The 15435-nt window shown below is 62.8% G+C and carries 15 protein-coding genes, 1 other RNA gene and 1 riboswitch; of the genes, 11 read left to right on the forward strand and 5 right to left on the reverse strand.

Annotation, left to right across the window (positions count from 1 at the left end):
* The first annotated feature begins 224 nt into the window (after positions 1-224).
* Positions 225-579: a transfer-messenger RNA gene (ssrA, locus tag B0E50_RS12155) on the forward strand.
* Between the two features lie 61 nt (positions 580-640).
* Here ssrA and smpB read toward each other — a convergent pair.
* Positions 641-1132, reverse strand: a complete 492-nt coding sequence (gene smpB, locus B0E50_RS12160; protein ID WP_077441474.1) for an SsrA-binding protein SmpB — start codon at positions 1130-1132, stop codon at positions 641-643.
* A gap of 83 nt (positions 1133-1215) precedes the next feature.
* Here smpB and B0E50_RS12165 point away from each other — a divergent pair, with 83 nt between their 5' ends.
* Positions 1216-1647 (forward strand): type II toxin-antitoxin system RatA family toxin, encoded by a 432-nt coding sequence (locus B0E50_RS12165; RefSeq protein ID WP_077441475.1) that lies wholly within the window; start codon positions 1216-1218, stop codon positions 1645-1647.
* Complete coding sequence (locus tag B0E50_RS12170; RefSeq protein ID WP_077441476.1) at positions 1640-1915, forward strand: RnfH family protein; 276 nt, start codon at positions 1640-1642, stop codon at positions 1913-1915. Before B0E50_RS12165 ends, B0E50_RS12170 begins: the two co-directional genes overlap by 8 nt.
* A 49-nt stretch (positions 1916-1964) precedes the next feature.
* Here B0E50_RS12170 and bamE read toward each other — a convergent pair whose 3' ends face one another.
* Entirely contained in the window at positions 1965-2444 is a 480-nt protein-coding gene (bamE, locus tag B0E50_RS12175) for an outer membrane protein assembly factor BamE (RefSeq protein WP_077441477.1), read from the reverse strand.
* A 77-nt stretch (positions 2445-2521) separates the two neighbouring features.
* On the opposite strand from bamE, the gene fur reads away from it, so the two are divergent.
* Entirely contained in the window at positions 2522-2944 is a 423-nt protein-coding gene (fur, locus tag B0E50_RS12180; protein WP_077441478.1) for a ferric iron uptake transcriptional regulator, read from the forward strand.
* Between the two features lie 309 nt (positions 2945-3253).
* Here fur and B0E50_RS12185 read toward each other — a convergent pair whose 3' ends face one another.
* The gene (locus B0E50_RS12185) at positions 3254-4852 is read right to left on the reverse strand and encodes an MASE1 domain-containing protein (protein ID WP_077441479.1); all 1599 of its coding nucleotides are present in this window, start codon (positions 4850-4852) and stop codon (positions 3254-3256) included.
* A gap of 80 nt (positions 4853-4932) precedes the next feature.
* Between B0E50_RS12185 and B0E50_RS12190 the strand changes: the two genes are divergently transcribed.
* Positions 4933-5568 (forward strand): response regulator transcription factor, encoded by a 636-nt coding sequence (locus B0E50_RS12190; protein WP_077441480.1) that lies wholly within the window; start codon positions 4933-4935, stop codon positions 5566-5568.
* A 27-nt stretch (positions 5569-5595) separates the two neighbouring features.
* Here the strand turns inward: B0E50_RS12190 and recN are convergent, their stop codons facing one another.
* A complete protein-coding gene (gene recN, locus B0E50_RS12195; RefSeq protein WP_077441481.1) occupies positions 5596-7269 on the reverse strand; it encodes a DNA repair protein RecN in 1674 nt (557 codons plus the stop codon).
* 122 nt (positions 7270-7391) lie between these two features.
* Between recN and hrcA the strand changes: the two genes are divergently transcribed.
* From hrcA to B0E50_RS12225, 6 genes are all read left to right on the forward strand, one after another.
* A complete protein-coding gene (gene hrcA / locus B0E50_RS12200) occupies positions 7392-8447 on the forward strand; it encodes a heat-inducible transcriptional repressor HrcA (protein WP_077441482.1) in 1056 nt (351 codons plus the stop codon).
* An 81-nt stretch (positions 8448-8528) separates the two neighbouring features.
* A complete protein-coding gene (gene grpE / locus B0E50_RS12205) occupies positions 8529-9062 on the forward strand; it encodes a nucleotide exchange factor GrpE (RefSeq protein WP_077441483.1) in 534 nt (177 codons plus the stop codon).
* A 151-nt stretch (positions 9063-9213) separates the two neighbouring features.
* Positions 9214-11133, forward strand: a complete 1920-nt coding sequence (gene dnaK / locus B0E50_RS12210) for a molecular chaperone DnaK (RefSeq protein WP_077441484.1) — start codon at positions 9214-9216, stop codon at positions 11131-11133.
* Positions 11134-11268: 135 nt separating this feature from the next.
* Complete coding sequence (gene dnaJ, locus B0E50_RS12215; RefSeq protein WP_077441485.1) at positions 11269-12396, forward strand: molecular chaperone DnaJ; 1128 nt, start codon at positions 11269-11271, stop codon at positions 12394-12396.
* 52 nt (positions 12397-12448) lie between these two features.
* On the forward strand, positions 12449-13249 hold the full coding sequence (dapB, locus tag B0E50_RS12220) for a 4-hydroxy-tetrahydrodipicolinate reductase (protein ID WP_077441486.1): 801 nt from the start codon (positions 12449-12451) through the stop codon (positions 13247-13249).
* A 59-nt stretch (positions 13250-13308) separates the two neighbouring features.
* Positions 13309-13517, forward strand: a riboswitch (yybP-ykoY riboswitch).
* Between the two features lie 9 nt (positions 13518-13526).
* The gene (locus tag B0E50_RS12225; protein ID WP_077441487.1) at positions 13527-14534 is read left to right on the forward strand and encodes a sodium:calcium antiporter; all 1008 of its coding nucleotides are present in this window, start codon (positions 13527-13529) and stop codon (positions 14532-14534) included.
* A gap of 12 nt (positions 14535-14546) precedes the next feature.
* Here B0E50_RS12225 and B0E50_RS12230 read toward each other — a convergent pair whose 3' ends face one another.
* On the reverse strand, positions 14547-15242 hold the full coding sequence (locus tag B0E50_RS12230) for a 2OG-Fe(II) oxygenase (RefSeq protein WP_077441488.1): 696 nt from the start codon (positions 15240-15242) through the stop codon (positions 14547-14549).
* Between the last annotated feature and the right edge of the window lie 193 nt (positions 15243-15435).

Raw genomic sequence — 15435 nt, forward strand, 5'->3', positions numbered from 1 at the left:
GTGCGACGGGTACAAGGTGATACAACTCACCAAGTATAGACGTTGGGTTCACGTGTGAACAACATTCAGCTTTCGTGCGGTCAATGTTTGCGCAGCACACACTTACCATCGTTGCGCGCGTGCTCATTCGTTCATGGTGATGGTCTCGCTGTCGCGCTATAGCGAATGTCATTGATGCCGTGGCCATAAGCCCCATATACTCGTCAGGTCATATCGTTTTCCCCGGGGGTGTCCTGGCTTCGACGGGGGTAGTGAGATGACTTGGTGCATGCCGAGGGGGCAGCTTTCCTCGTTAATCCAGCAGCAAACTCATAGTTGCCAACGACGACAACTACGCTCTCGCCGCTTAAGGCGTAAGCCCCGAACCCACTTGTGCTCGTGCTCGTCGGTGTAGGGTCATTATCACGGGATCGCCAAAGACTGCCGCCTGGCGGTATTAGGTCAAATCAATCAGGCTGGTTTCGCGGTGCGCTTTGCCCACCGTGCTTGTCGCGGAACGAGATCGAACGGTGAGCTAAGCATGTAGATCCGGGCATTGAACGCTTTCGGACGCGGGTTCGACTCCCGCCACCTCCACCAATAAACAAAAAAGCCCTTGATGATTTCAAGGGCTTTTTTGTTGCGCGATATGGGAGTGGACTCAGGCGCCGCGATTGTGCGAACGCATGGTGCGTTGCTTTTCGATCTGCCAGTCGCGCTGCTTCTCAGTGTCGCGCTTGTCGTGCTCCTGCTTGCCGCGGGCCAGGCCAATCTCGACTTTGACCTTGTTGCCTTTCCAGTACATCGCGGTGGGTACCAGGGTGTAGCCTTTGCGTTCGACCGCGCCGACCAGTTGATCGATCTCCTTGCGATGCAGCAGCAGCTTGCGGGTGCGCCGGTCCTCGGCGATGACATGAGTGGATGCGCTGATCAGTGGCGGGATGGAGGCACCCACCAGGAAGATCTCGTTGTGCAGGACGATCGCGTAACCATCGCCGAAGTTGATCCGGCCGGCACGCAGTGCTTTCAGCTCCCAGCCCTGCAAAGCGACGCCCGCCTCGAAACGCTGGTCGATGTGGTACTCGAAACGTGCGCGCTTGTTGAGCGCGATGGTGCCGCCGCCCTTGTTGTCTTTGTCCTTTGCCTTGGCCATGTCCGTTAAACTCGGGCCTTGTTGCCCTGCTGCCGGTCTGGCCTCATATCGGGCCGGATCAAGCGTGATGTGAAGAGGCTGCCGTGATCGAAATCCGCCGCAGCGCCTTGGTGAAGTATTCGCCGGCGCAGATGTTCGACCTGGTCAACGAGGTCGAAGCATACCCAAAGCGTTTCCCCTGGTGTGCCGGTGCCGAGATTCTCGAGCGTCAGGAGGATGTGCTGGTGGCACGGCTGGATCTCAAGTTTGCCGGCCTGCGCCAGAGTTTTACCACGCGCAATACAGTCGACCGACCCAAGCGTCTGCAGATGAGCCTCGTGGATGGCCCTTTCCGCAGTCTTGAAGGCGTGTGGGAGTTCATCGCACTGGGAGAGATGGGCTGCAAGGTCGCCTTTGCGCTGGATTTCGACTATGCCGGCAGGCTGGGTGGCAGCGCCCTGAGACTCGGCTTTCAAGGACTGGCCGGACGCATGGTGGACGATTTTTGTGCTGAGGCCGGGCGCGTGTATGGCTGAGCACACGATCACGGTGATGGTGGTCCATGCGGGCGCCGATCAACAGATCCTGCACCACGTCGAGTTGGTCGCCGGCAGTACGGTGATGCAGGCGATTGAAGCTTCGGGGATTGCCGATGTGCTTCCAGACCGTGTGGACCCACACCGATTGGGTATCTTTGCGCGAAAAGTCTCGCCGGATCAGCCTGTGCATGATGGTGACCGGATCGAGATCTACCGGCCCTTGCTGCTTGATCCCATGGAGGCACGCAGGCGGCGGGCTCGCTGAGCACGATCGAATACGACGCATGCGCCGATCCGATCGTGCCGTGGATTGATCAATGGCCGTTGTCGCTACCGCTATTGTCACCGCTGCTGCCGCTGCCGAAGCCGCCATTATTCTTGTTGTCGTCCGGATTCTTGCTCTTGTCGCCCTCGGTTTCGTTGACCGGGTAGCTGGCGTGGTACTTCTTGGCGTCCTTCACCAATTGCTGGGCATCCTCGGCAAAGAAATCGCCTTCGGTGCGTACCAGGGTGTCGTTGTTGAAGGTCAGGGTGAACGTGCGGATCTTGATCGGGCCACCGCGATGCTGCTGGGTGGAAACATAGTCCCAACGGCTCTGGTCAAACGGCGTGCTGACCGACGGTGTACCCATCAGCACCAGCACCTGACGCTTGGTCATGCCGGGCTTCAGCTGATCCACGGTTTTCTTGTCGAGCAGGTTGCCTTGCTGCACATCGGGTGTATAGACGATGTGGCAGCCAGCGATGGAAAGCGCCAGCACGGCGAAAACCAGCAGGGTGATCAGCTTTTGCATGCGTGTTGCGTCCGGATCGTAAAGGTGTCGGATGATACACTACCGGTCGCGTTGCACCGTGTGCGTCGGAGTGGACTATGGAACAGGAAACCAAAGAGCTGCGTCGGGTCGGTCTGAAAGTGACCCATCCGCGCATGCGCATCCTGCAGATCTTCGACGAGGAGGGGGTACAGCACCTCACCGCCGAAGATGTCTACAAGAATCTGCTTGCCCACCAGGAGGATATCGGCCTGGCGACGGTATACCGCGTGCTGACCCAGTTCGAGGCGGCCGGCATTGTCGTCAAGCACAACTTCGAGGGCGGCCAGGCTGTCTACGAGCTAGATCGCGGCAAACATCATGATCACATGATTGATGTGGACAGCGGAAAGGTGATTGAGTTCGTCAGCGAGGAGATCGAGAAGCTGCAGCACGAGATTGCCTCGCGGCATGGCTATGTGATCGAGGATCACAGCCTGGTGCTGTATGTGCGGCCGAAGCAGCGGCCACGAAAGTCCTGAGCTGACCCATGGCATCAGCCCGATGCTGGTGCCGATCCGGGCGCATGAATAAATGGCGCGCATAAAAAAGCCGCAAGAAGGACTCCTGTCCACCTGCGGCTGCAGCCCTACCTGACTCGACCTGGCAACGACGAAAGAATTCGCGATTGCCGCAGTTATCGCCAGGTAACGGCGAAACGGCATCCTGCCGTTGTTCCAGAGCCACCGTCCCCACGACGACTCTGGATCCACCATCTTGCGATGGTGGCTCCCCCACATCGATGGAACGAGACTAACGAAGTCTTCACGACAGGGATATCAGAAAATTTCCTAGTTCTGCCGCCCCAGGTCGATCGGTTGATTGTTGCTGCGCAACAAAATGCGCAGGTGGACCCCCGCGTGATCCGCGCGCAGGCGAAATTGGCCGCCCAGAGAGGTGACCCGGTCGCGCATGCCCTGCAGGCCACGGCCACCACGAGGCAATCGACTGGGCAGGCCGGTACCGTTGTCGCGCAGGTCCAGCAATGCCAGCGCGATGCCCTGACGTTCCCCGATGCGCAGGCGCAGACGGAATTCGCTGGCCTGGGCATGCTTGACCGCGTTGGTCGCGCTTTCCTGGACAAGCCGGTAGATCGCGGTACGGGTATCGTCGTCGAGCAGGCGCGGGTCACCGTGCAGCTCGGTGTGATAGCTCATGCCGGCACTGTTCAGCAGATCCCGGATTGGACCTTCATCGAGTGCGCGCAGTAGCCCGAATTCGTCGAGAACCGCCGGACGCAGATCGTCCAGCAAGCGATGCAGCGCGCGCCGCATATGGGCCAGAATGGCATTGATTGAAGTGCTGATGTCTTCCATGCCTGCCTGGTGCAGGCGTGTCTGGGCCAGCTTCACGTGGGTCTGGATCGCCGTGATGTTCTGCCCAAGTTCGTCATGCAGTTCGGCGGCCAGATGACGACGCTGGTTTTCGTCTGCCTGCAGGTTGCCGCGAGCGGCACTGCGCAATTGATGGGCGAGTTGATCCAGCCGCCGGTTTACCGCGCCCAGATAGATGTTCTGTTCGGCCACCCGCTCGCTGCTGCGGCGCAGGGCGTCGGTGGCCGAGCCCAGCATGAGCGCACCCGTGCCAGCCACGGCGAGGAACAGGTAGGCGGCAGCAGATGCCGGTGCATGCCCCAGATACTGCTCGACAAGGGTCATGCCCAGACTGGAGATGATCATTGCCAGGCTGGCGCCACGCCAGCCATGACGGAACGCGAAGAACAGCACAGGTGCCAGCGACAGCACACGGGCGAACTGCGGTTGCGGTGCCGCCTGCTCGGACAGCAGCAGCAGGATCACCATGGAGGGCAGCATCACCAGCAGGCCATCCCGCAGCAGGCTGGCTTGTGCGCGATCGGCAGGGCGAGGACGCAGCAACATGATCATCAACGGCACGATCAGCAGGATGCCAAGGTAGTGGCTGAGCAACGCCTCGCCGAGCACGCTCAACATGAGATCCGGCGAGCCAGGTGTGCTGAGCAGTCCGAGCAGGGCCGCATCGACCGCCGTGGTGGCAGTCACGATCAGCACCACGGAAAGCATCAACTGGGTCACTTCCTGCGGGCTGTTCAGGCTGGCATGCAGGTTGAATCGCCGCAGCAGCCACAGACCCAAAGCCATCACCAGCGGCTCGGGCAGTTCATCGATGGCGAAGCCGCTCCAGCCGGTGGGCATACCGTGAGCCATGCTGATACCGGTGGTTGCCACCAGTTCGGCACCAAGCAGCCAGCCCCAGTAGCGCACCGGCGTAAGCAGCAGCGCGCCGAAGCGCAGGCCATACGGCAACATCCAGTAGGGTTGCACGGTCGGCCACAGCAACAGCCACAGCAACAGGTATCCGGCGCCGAGCAGCGGGCCGGAGTCGGGTAGGCGGAATGGTTTCAGGCGCATGGGCAAGATGGTACATGGGCTCCGTGCGGGTACTGCGATGTAACCTGTCGCGACTGTCTGTCCCTGTGTACAGTAGCGGGATGTACAGCATCGTCCTGGTCGATGACCACGCCATCGTTCGTGAAGGCTTCAAGCGGCTCATCGATATGGAGCCGGATCTTGACGTGGTCGCCGAGTGCCGCAACGCCGACGATGCAGTGGAGGCTGTTGGCCAGTGGCAACCGCATCTGGTGGCACTGGATCTGTCGTTGCCCGATGGCAGTGGCCTGCCGCTGATAGAACATCTGCTCAGTGTGTCCGGCGAGACACGCATCGTGGTGCTGAGCATGCACGACGGTGAGCCTTATGTATCCGAGGCCTTGCGCCGTGGTGCCAGCGGTTATGTCACCAAGGGTGTGGCACCGGAAGAGCTGGTGGCCGGCTTGCGTGCGGTGATGCAGGGCGAGTGTTTCCTGAGCTCGGACGTGCGTCAGCGTCGGGCCGACCGGCCAAATGCCGCGCTGGATCCGATCAACCGGTTGACGACGCGCGAACGCGAGGTATTTCTGCTGCTGGCTGGTGGCCGTGCGCCGAAACAGGTGGCGGCAGAACTGGGTATTGGCCAGAAGACGGTGTACATCCATCGCGCCAGCCTGATGGGCAAACTGGGTGCTGGTTCAGAGCTGGATCTGTACCGCATGGCCAGCGAACGTGGGCTGCTTTCGCCCGACAGTTGAACGGGCGACATCGCACCGTATCGCGCCTCAAGCGGTCTGAGCCCGCTCCAGCATCTGCTTGGCGTGTGCACGGGTTTCGCGGGTGATCTCGACGCCGCCAAGCATCCGTGCCAGTTCGTCGCGCCGACCGTTGCTATCCAGCTTCTCGATCTGTGTACGGGTGGAGTCACCATCGCTGTGCTTGGCCACGCGCAGATGGGCATGCCCTTGCGCAGCCACCTGCGGCAGATGGGTGACGCATAGCACCTGGCGCTGACCGCCTAGGGCGCGCAGCTTCTGCCCGACCACCTCGGCCACCGCGCCACCGATGCCGGTATCGACCTCGTCGAAGATCATGCTGCCGACGGTGTCCTTGCCAAGCGTGGCGACTTCGATGGCGAGGCTGATGCGCGCCAGCTCGCCGCCGGAGGCGACCTTGCGCAACGGTCGCGGCGGCTGGCCCGGGTTGGCGCTGACCAGCAGTTCGCAACGTTCGAGACCCTGCGCATCTGGTTCGTCGCCTTCGGCAGGCTCCAGCTCGATCTTCAGTACGCCGCCGGCCATGCCCAGCTCGCTCATCAGCGAGCTGACTTCCGTGCCAAGCCGCTCGGCGGCGGTGCCGCGGGCGTGGCTCAGGGTGTGGGCGGCTTGGGTGTAGTCGCGCTGCAGTTTCTCGCGTTGGACGGCCAGCTGTTCCAGTGCATCGCCGGCGCCTTCCAGTTCGGCCAGTTCCGCTTGCAATGAGCCCAGCTTCTCGTGCAGTTCGGCGACCGGCAGGCGATGGCGGCGTGATAGCTCATGCAGGCGAGTGAGGTGGGTATCGACTTCGTTATAGCGTTCCGGGTCGAGATCGACATCCTGCGCGTAATGGCCGAGGCCATCGGCGGCCTCGCCGAGCTGGATGGTGGCGTTGTCCAGCAGTTCGAGCAGCGGGTTGAGCTTGTCGTCGAGCGCGGCGAGCTTGTCCAGTTCGGCATGGGCGCGGGCAAGCGCACGACGCAGGGCGAATTCGCTGTCGCCATCGAGCAGTTCGACCACGCCGGAGACGCCTTCGGCGAGCCGGCCGGCATTGGCGAGGCGCTTGTGGTTGGCCTCCAGCTCGGTCAGTTCGGCAGTGGGCAGTGCCCATTTTTCCAGCTCGGCCGCTTCATGGCGCAGCAGTTCGAGCCGCCGTTCGCGATCGTCGCCGCCACTCAGCTTGCGGATGCGGGTGCCGAGCTCGCGCCATTGTGTGGCCAGCTCGCGCACCTGCGCAGCCAGCGTTTCGTTGCCGGCGTAGGCATCGAGCAGGTTGAGCTGGTGGGCGCGCGACAGCAGCGCCTGATGCTCGTGCTGGCCGTGGATTTCCACCAGCAGGGTGGCCAGTTCGCCAAGCTGGCTGGCGTTCGCCGGACGACCGTTGATCCAGGCACGCGAGCTGCCTTCGGCACGGATCACCCGGCGCAGCTGGCAGGAGCCGTCCTCGTCCAGCTCCTCGCGCTGCAACCATGCGCGGGCCTCGGGCAGTTCGGCCAGGTCGAACTCGGCGGCCAGTTCGGCGCGATCGCTGCCGGCGCGCACCATGCCGCTGTCGGCGCGGGCGCCGGCCAGCAGCATCAGCGCGTCGACCAGCAGCGACTTGCCGGCGCCGGTCTCGCCGCTGACCACGGTAAGTCCCGGGCCGAACGCGATCTCGGCTTCTTCGACAACGGCGAAATGACGGACGTAGAGCGAAGTAAGCATGGATGAGGACAATGTGGAGTCGGGCGATTGTAACGGCATGCCACGTGGCAGAATCATGCCAAGGCTTGCATGCGAGGCGCGCAGACCTTATTTCTTTGTAGTCTCACGGATTGCCACAGCGCATGCCTTTTTCCCACGACCTCGATGCCCGCGCCCGACGCCTGCTGCGCACGCTGATCGCCCAATATCTGGTCGATGGCGAGCCGGTGGGCTCGCGCACGCTGTCGCGCTCGTCCGGGCTGGACGTCAGTCCGGCGACGATTCGCAACATCATGGCCGACCTCGAGGATGCTGGCCTGGTGGCCTCGCCGCATACCTCGGCCGGACGCGTGCCGACGCCGCGCGGGTTGCGTCTGTTCGTGGACAGCTTGATAGAACTGCAGCCGCTGCCACGCGAGGACATGGCACGGTTGCAACGGGAGCTGCCGCCGGGGCAGACCACGACCCGTGATCTGCTGGGCAATGTATCGACCTTGTTGTCGGCAATGACCCATTTCGCCGGCGTGGTCACGGTGCCGCGGCAGGTGGACTTTCCGCTGCGCCACATCGACTTTGTGCCGCTGCCGGACGCGCGCGTGCTGGTCATCCTGGTGTTCAGCGACAACCAGGTGCAGAACCGCATCGTGCAACTGGCCAAGCCGCTGGACAGCCGCGAGCTGGAGCAGGCGGCGAATTACCTCAACCATCATTTTGCGGGCCTGCGCGTGGACGATATCCGCGCCCACCTGTTGCGCGAGCTGCGCGAGGCCGGCAGCGAGCTGAACAGCCTGCTGGCCAGTTCGATGGAACTGGCGGCCGCCTCGTTCGCTCCGCACAGCGAGGCCGATGATGTGCTGGTCAGCGGCCAGACCAACCTGATGGCGTACTCCGAGCTGGCCGACCTGGAGCGGCTGCGCGAGCTGTTCGAGGCGTTCCAGAAGAAGAATGAAATGCTGCAGTTGATGGAAGTGTGCGCCCGCGCGCCCGGCGTGCGGCTGTTCATCGGCGAGGAATCGGGCTTTACCGCGCTGGATGGCTGCAGCGTGGTCACCGCCAGCTATGGCGCGCAGGGGCGGGTGCTGGGTGCGGTCGGCGTGATCGGACCGACCCGGATGGCTTATGAACGGGTGATCCCGGTGGTGCAGGCCACGGCCGGATTGCTCAGCGACGCCTTGAATCGCGCCGCAACGGCCTTATAACCGCCCCGGGAGGCGGGATACCCCGCAATTATTGACGGCTGGCACCATGTGCTGGCCATGAATCTTCGTTTGGAGTGACGCATGCAGAACAACGATCCACAGTCGCCGGGTGCGGCGCCGGTCCAGGCCACGCCGGATGCAACTTCGAGCGCTGAACTCGAGGCACTGCAGGCGCGGGTGGGCGAGCTGGAGGCGAGCAATGCCGAACTGCGCGAGACCGTGCTGCGCGAGAAGGCCGAGATCGAAAACCAGCGCCGTCGCCTGCATCGTGATCTGGAGCAGGCGCGCCGCTTTGCCAACGAGAAGCTGTTGAACGAGCTGCTGCCGGTCTACGACGGTCTGGAAAGCGGTCTGGCCGTGGAGCGCGCCGATGTCGCCTCGATGCGCGAGGGCATCAGTCTCACCTTGAAGTCGCTGCTGAAAGTAGCCGAGAACAACGGCATGTCGCAGGTCGACCCACTTGGCCAGCCGCTCGATCCGGACCGTCATCATGCGGTGAGCATGGTCGAGGCGCCGGGCAAGGCGCCAGGCACGGTGGTCAGCGTGCTGCAGAAGGGCTACGTGCTGAACGATCGCCTGTTGCGCCCGGCCCTGGTCGCGGTGGCCAAGGACTGAAGTTCTTCTTGCTGGCGCCAGCCTGAATGGCGCGCCGGCAGACGACACGAAATCGCATCCGGGGCTTGGCCGGCATTGAATCGCCGGACCAGACCCCCATCTGAAAACCAGTCGCGGCCGCGGGGGCCGCAAAAAGATTCGGAGCATACACATGGGCAAGATCATCGGTATCGACCTGGGCACCACCAATTCCTGCGTCGCCGTGATGGACGGCAGCACGGCCAAGGTCATTGAGAATTCGGAAGGCGATCGCACCACGCCGTCCATCGTGGCCTTCAACAAGGACGGTGAAGTCCTGGTGGGTGCCTCGGCCAAGCGCCAGAGCGTGACCAACCCCAAGAACACCTTCTACGCGGTGAAGCGCCTGATCGGCCGCAAGTTCACTGACGCCGAAGTGCAGAAAGACCTGCATATCGTCCCCTACAAGATTGTCGCGCACGACAACGGCGACGCCTGGGTCGAGACCTCCGACGGCAAGAAGATGGCTCCGCAGGAGATCGCCGCCAAGGTGCTGATGAAGATGAAGAAGACCGCCGAGGATTATCTCGGCGAGACGATCACCGAGGCGGTGATCACCGTACCGGCGTACTTCAACGACAGCCAGCGTCAGGCGACCAAGGATGCCGGCAAGATCGCTGGCCTCGACGTCAAGCGCATCATCAACGAGCCGACCGCGGCTGCGCTGGCGTATGGCCTGGACAAGAAGGGTGGCGACCGCAAGATCGCGGTATACGACCTCGGTGGCGGCACGTTCGATGTGTCGATCATCGAGATCGCCGAAGTGGACGGCGAGAAGCAGTTTGAAGTGCTGGCGACGAACGGCGACACCTTCCTTGGTGGCGAAGACTTCGACATGCGCGTCATCGACTACCTCGTCGACGAATTCAACAAGGAGCAGGGCATCGACCTGCGCAAGGATCCGCTCGCGCTGCAACGCCTGAAGGATGCCGCCGAGCGCGCCAAGATCGAGCTGTCCTCCAGCCATCAGACCGACGTGAACCTGCCGTATGTGACCGCGGACGCCTCTGGTCCGAAGCATCTGAACATCAAGCTGACCCGTGCCAAGCTCGAGTCGCTGGTGGAGGACCTGGTCAAGCGCACCATCGATCCGTGCCGCACCGCGCTGAATGACGCCGGGCTGCGCGTGTCCGACATCAACGAGGTGATCCTCGTCGGTGGCCAGACCCGCATGCCCAAGGTGCAGGAGTCGGTGAAGGACTTCTTCGGCAAGGAGCCACGCAAGGACGTCAACCCGGACGAGGCCGTCGCCGTGGGCGCGGCGATCCAGGGCGGCGTGCTGGGCGGTACCGTCAAGGACGTGCTGTTGCTTGACGTCACCCCGCTGTCGCTAGGCATCGAGACGATGGGCGGCGTGATGACCAAGCTGATCGAGAAGAACACCACGGTGCCGACCAAGGCCGCGCAGACCTTCTCCACCGCCGATGACAACCAGACCGCGGTCACCGTGCACGTGCTGCAGGGCGAGCGCGAGCGCGCCAGCGCGAACAAGTCGCTGGGCAAGTTCGACCTGTCCGGCATCGACGCCGCACCGCGCGGCCAGCCGCAGATCGAAGTGACCTTCGACATCGACGCGAACGGCATCTTGCACGTGTCGGCCAAGGACAAGAAGACCGGCAAGGAACAGAAGATCGAGATCAAGGCCGGCTCGGGCCTGTCCGAGGACGAGATCGCGCGGATGGTTGCCGACGCCGAGGCGAACAAGGAAGAGGACAAGAAGTTCCACGAACTGGTCGCCACGCGCAACAAGGCCGACCAGCTGGTGCATGCCACCCGCAGCGCGCTGAAGGAACACGGCGGCAAGGTGCCGGCCGATCAGCTCTCGGTGATCGAGGGTGCGCTGTCCGATCTGGAAAAGGTCAAGGACGGCGACGACAAGGCCGCGATCGAAGCCAAGGTCGAGAGGCTTGAGCAGGCTGCGCAGGCACTTCAGGCGGCGGCACAGGGCGGCGGCCAGGCTGATGCCGGTCCGCAGCCGGGACCGCACGGCTCGGCCCAGCCGGACGATGTGGTCGACGCGGAGTTCACCGAAGTGAAGGACGACAAGAAGTAATCGACAGCGTCAGTTGGTAAGGTCGATTCGGCAGCCCGCGTCCGGAATTCCAGGCGTGGGCTGTTTGTTGAGAGAATGCGGGATATGGAACGACTGGTTCCATGCAGGGGAGCGACAAGCAGTGTGGATGGGTGAATGAGCAAGCGTGACTATTACGAAGTACTGGGTGTCGAACGTACCGTCACCGAGGTCGAGCTGAAGAAATCCTTCCGTCGGCTGGCGATGAAGTACCATCCGGACCGCTGCCCGGACGACCCGCACGCGCAGGAGAAGTTCAAGGAGGCCAAGGAGGCCTACGAGGTGCTGTCCGACGCGCAGAAGCGCGCGATGTACGACCAGCATGGCCACGCCGCATTCGAGCATGGCATGGGTGGTCGTGGCGGCGCCGGTTTTGGCGACGTAGGCGACATCTTCGGCGACATCTTCGGCGACATCTTTGGTAGAAGTGGCGGCGGTCGTGGGCGCCCGCGGCGTGGTGCCGACCTGCGCTACATCATGGAACTGGACCTGGAAGAGGCCGTGTTCGGTGTAAGCCGGCAGATCGAGGTACCGAGCCAGGTCAATTGCCACCACTGCAACGGCAGCGGCTCGGAAGACGGCAAGACCAGCAAGTGCAAGACCTGTCACGGCCACGGCCAGGTGCGCATGCAGAACGGCATCTTCTCGATCCAGCAGGCCTGCCCGCATTGCAGTGGCACCGGCCAGGCGATCGAGAAACCGTGCAAGAAGTGCCATGGCGAGGGACGCATCGAGGAAACCCGTACGTTATCCGTGCAGATTCCGGCTGGTGTCGACAACGGCGATCGCATTCGCCTGACCGGGCAGGGCGAAGCTGGGCCGTCCGGTACGCCAGCTGGCGACCTGTACGTGGAAGTACATGTCCGCGAGCACCCGATCTTCCAGCGCGAAGGCAATGATCTGTACTGCGAACTGCCAATCCGTTTCTCGCAGGCCGCGTTGGGCGCTGAGTTGCCGGTGCCGACGCTGGAAGGTGAGGTGCCGATCAGCATTCCACCCGAGACGCAGACTGGCGCACAGTTCCGCATGCGCGGGCGTGGCGTGAAATCCGTGCGCAGCAACCGCCACGGTGATCTGATCTGCCGTGTTGTGGTGGAAACGCCGGTACGCCTGACCAAACAGCAGCGCGAGCTGCTCGAATCGCTCGAAGCTACCTTCGACAGCAACGACGCCGGCAAGCACACACCTCGCGCCAAGGGATGGGTCGATGGCGTGAAGCAGTTCTGGTCGAAAGTCACCGCGTGAAGCGTGTCGTGCACGCGCTAGCATGTACTGACCGATTCACTGGAGTGTGCTGATGACTCGCCCCCTTCGTCTCGCCATCAATGGCGCGTCCGGACGCATGGGCAGTGCCATGCTGGGCCTGCTGGTCAACGATGCGCGTTTCGAGCTGGTGCATGCAGTAGTGTCGCCTGATTCACCACACGATGGTCTGCCGGTATTTGCCGGTCGTGCAGACGCACTGCGTTTTACGCATGACTGGAGTCGCGCACCGGCGCTCGATGTAGTCATCGACTTCAGCGGGCCAGCCGCCATGGCTGCCGTGCTCGATTATTGTCTGGCGCATGGCACGCCGTTGGTGAGCGGCACCACCGGTCTCGATGCGGCGGTGGAGGCGCGGGTGGCTGATGCCGGCAAACTTATCGCGATTCTGCGTGCAGCGAATTTCAGCCTGGGTGTGGCTGTGCTGACCAGGCTGCTGCGCGAAGCTGCCGCAGCCCTGCCGAGCTGGGATCTTGAGATCGTGGAAGCACATCACGGCCGCAAGCAGGACGCGCCTTCCGGCACGGCATTGGCGCTCGGTCATGCCGCTGCAGCGGCACGTCACACAACACTGGATGCCGCTGCGGTATACAGCCGCGAAGGCCAGACGGGCGAGCGGGCCAAAGGCAGTATCGGCTTTGCCGTGGTGCGCGGTGGCGACATCGTCGGCGAGCACACAGCCATGCTGGTCGGGCAGGGCGAGCGGCTGGAGTTGGGCCATCGTGCTACCGATCGCACGATCTTTGCGCGTGGTGCGCTGCAGGCTGCACATTGGCTAAGCGGTCGCGTCGCAGGTCATTGGCAACTGGATGACGTGATCTCCGAACCACATTGAACGGATACTGACATGCTGCGATCCGCTTGTGTCGCTTGCCGGCTGCCGCTAGCATCCATGCCGTTGTCATTGGGGAGTAGCCAGCCTCGTTCCCCCTGAGGCGTTTGCATCAACAGACTTGGTTGCCGCTGTTTTCGGCGCCATGGTGCAAACAGCAACCACTGCCGTCAGGCAGGGTTTGCCCGGCGAGACCTTTGGCCATCGACATGCTTACCCGGCCGGGCGAGCGGTGTCGTTGAGCCATCGGTCATCCGCTCGCCCGGCTTGCGTGCATTCCATGTTGCTTACCCTCTGTCTGTTCCTCGGCTCCGCCGGCGTGATCTATCTCGCCTGCGAGTACTTCGTCAACGGTGTCGAATGGTTCGGGCGCAAGCTCGATCTTGGCGCGACCGCGACCGGCACGGTACTCGCCGCATTCGGTACGGCTTTGCCGGAAAGCGCCGTGACCTTTGTGGCGGTGATGTTCGGCAAGACGCCTGCAGCCCGCGATATCGGCGTCGGTGCGGCGCTCGGCGGTCCACTGGTGCTGGCGACGATTGCCTATGCGGTGGTGGGTATCGCGCTCTGGTTCAACTCCCGGCGACTCAAGCGTCCGGACCGCGTCATTCGTGTTGACCATCGTCGGCTGGCCCACGACCAGTCGTGGTTCCTGGCCATCTTTGTGGTCAAGGTCGGCCTGGGACTGGTCGCGTTCGCGATCAAGCCGTGGCTGGGCGTGCTGTTCCTGGCGGCTTATGCAATGTATGTATGGCGCGAGATGCGCAACAGCGACAGCGTGCCGGAAGAGGAAATTCTCGAACCCCTGAAGCTGCGCCCACGGCAGGCCGATCCGGCCCTGCGCTGGGTGATGACCCAGGCGATTGCGGCGTTGGTGGTGATTGCGGCCGCGTCACGGTTGTTCGTGAGCCAGCTCGAGGCGATCGGGATCGCATTCGCACTGCCACCGCATCTGGTGGCGCTGGTGCTGAGTCCGGTGGCGACCGAATTGCCCGAAACCATCAACGCGCTGATCTGGGTGCGTCAAGGCAAGGAGCGTCTCGCACTGGCCAACATTTCCGGTGCCATGATGATTCAGGCGACGATCCCCAGTTCACTGGCTTTGTTCGCCACGCCGTGGCTGTTCGATGCGCCGTTGATCGCGGCTGGCGTGGTGACGGCCATCGCCATCGTGTATCTGTGGTGGCTGTTCCACCGGGGTCGGGTCGATGCTTGCTGGCTGCTGCCGGTGGGCCTGCTGTACGGCGTGTTTGCCACCTATGTGGCCTGGCATTTTGCTGGCAGTTGAAACTGTGCTGGTTCAGTCGCGGTGCGACGCGTTGCGATCGCGCCCGGCGCCCAGTCGGGTATCAAGTTTGCCGAACAGCTTCTTGAAGACCCGCGAGAATTTGCCGCGCTTCGTCTTGCGCAGCTTCTCCTCTTCGCTGGTGAGCCACGCGACCTGGATCACGCGACGTTCGCCCTCGTAGGGCAGATGGCCATGGAAAGAGTTCTCGCAGCGCTTGAACACGGCGAACTCACCGTACAACGGCGCCAGTTCCGGCGCGACGATACTGTCTATGTCGTCGATCTTGTGCAGGAAGCGCAGGCAGCCATCGCTGGTATCCGGCCACTGCGTGTTCAGATAAATCAGCGCCGTGGCCACCTTGGACTTGCTGTCGGTGTGGATGGTGCCGTGACGCTTGTTGAGCAGGCGGCACAGGGTCACCAGGGTCGGGTACTGGCCGAGATTGTCGATGCCCAGTCGCTGGCCGATGGCACGGGCAAATGCCGGTGCGGTCATATCCGCGATCAGCGCGTTGACCGACGGGCCGCAGTCGCCCGGATCGTAGGGAAAGAAACCGGCGCTGGAGTATTTCGGGAAATCGCGGTCCAGATCGCCACGAACCTCATCCGGTAACTGGCCGTGGGCCACCATGAACGGGAAGGGTTGCTGCTGCACCGTGGTATCCGGGCGATCGAGCCGGGCGGGATCGAGCAGTACGGCAGCACTCATGGGGCATTCAACTCCGTTTAAATGTTGTCTAGTGTAGCGCCGGCAGAATGGTGGCGGCGGCTGGAAAACACACGATTCATGTTCTGTAAGGTGGACAGAAACAGCGCCGCAGCCTATCATTTCCACCCGCCTGATCCTTCTCTTTCCCAAGCGCCACAAGCCAGCAATCGAGCGGCTTGCGGACTTCGCTGCA

Source organism: Rhodanobacter sp. C01, from assembly GCF_002001045.1.
In the GTDB taxonomy this organism is placed as follows: domain Bacteria; phylum Pseudomonadota; class Gammaproteobacteria; order Xanthomonadales; family Rhodanobacteraceae; genus Rhodanobacter.

What these genes read in the sequence shown, in the direction of transcription:
- B0E50_RS12225 (WP_077441487.1), top strand. Translation starts at nt 13,527, where the DNA reads ATGTTGCTTACCCTCTGTCTGTTCCTCGGCTCCGCCGGCGTGATCTAT.
- recN (WP_077441481.1), bottom strand. Translation starts at nt 7,269, where the DNA reads ATGCTTACTTCGCTCTACGTCCGTCATTTCGCCGTTGTCGAAGAAGCC.
- B0E50_RS12170 (WP_077441476.1), top strand. Translation starts at nt 1,640, where the DNA reads ATGGCTGAGCACACGATCACGGTGATGGTGGTCCATGCGGGCGCCGAT.
- dnaJ (WP_077441485.1), top strand. Translation starts at nt 11,269, where the DNA reads ATGAGCAAGCGTGACTATTACGAAGTACTGGGTGTCGAACGTACCGTC.
- smpB (WP_077441474.1), bottom strand. Translation starts at nt 1,132, where the DNA reads ATGGCCAAGGCAAAGGACAAAGACAACAAGGGCGGCGGCACCATCGCG.
- fur (WP_077441478.1), top strand. Translation starts at nt 2,522, where the DNA reads ATGGAACAGGAAACCAAAGAGCTGCGTCGGGTCGGTCTGAAAGTGACC.
- bamE (WP_077441477.1), bottom strand. Translation starts at nt 2,444, where the DNA reads ATGCAAAAGCTGATCACCCTGCTGGTTTTCGCCGTGCTGGCGCTTTCC.
- grpE (WP_077441483.1), top strand. Translation starts at nt 8,529, where the DNA reads ATGCAGAACAACGATCCACAGTCGCCGGGTGCGGCGCCGGTCCAGGCC.
- B0E50_RS12230 (WP_077441488.1), bottom strand. Translation starts at nt 15,242, where the DNA reads ATGAGTGCTGCCGTACTGCTCGATCCCGCCCGGCTCGATCGCCCGGAT.
- hrcA (WP_077441482.1), top strand. Translation starts at nt 7,392, where the DNA reads ATGCCTTTTTCCCACGACCTCGATGCCCGCGCCCGACGCCTGCTGCGC.
- B0E50_RS12185 (WP_077441479.1), bottom strand. Translation starts at nt 4,852, where the DNA reads ATGCGCCTGAAACCATTCCGCCTACCCGACTCCGGCCCGCTGCTCGGC.
- dapB (WP_077441486.1), top strand. Translation starts at nt 12,449, where the DNA reads ATGACTCGCCCCCTTCGTCTCGCCATCAATGGCGCGTCCGGACGCATG.
- B0E50_RS12190 (WP_077441480.1), top strand. Translation starts at nt 4,933, where the DNA reads ATGTACAGCATCGTCCTGGTCGATGACCACGCCATCGTTCGTGAAGGC.
- dnaK (WP_077441484.1), top strand. Translation starts at nt 9,214, where the DNA reads ATGGGCAAGATCATCGGTATCGACCTGGGCACCACCAATTCCTGCGTC.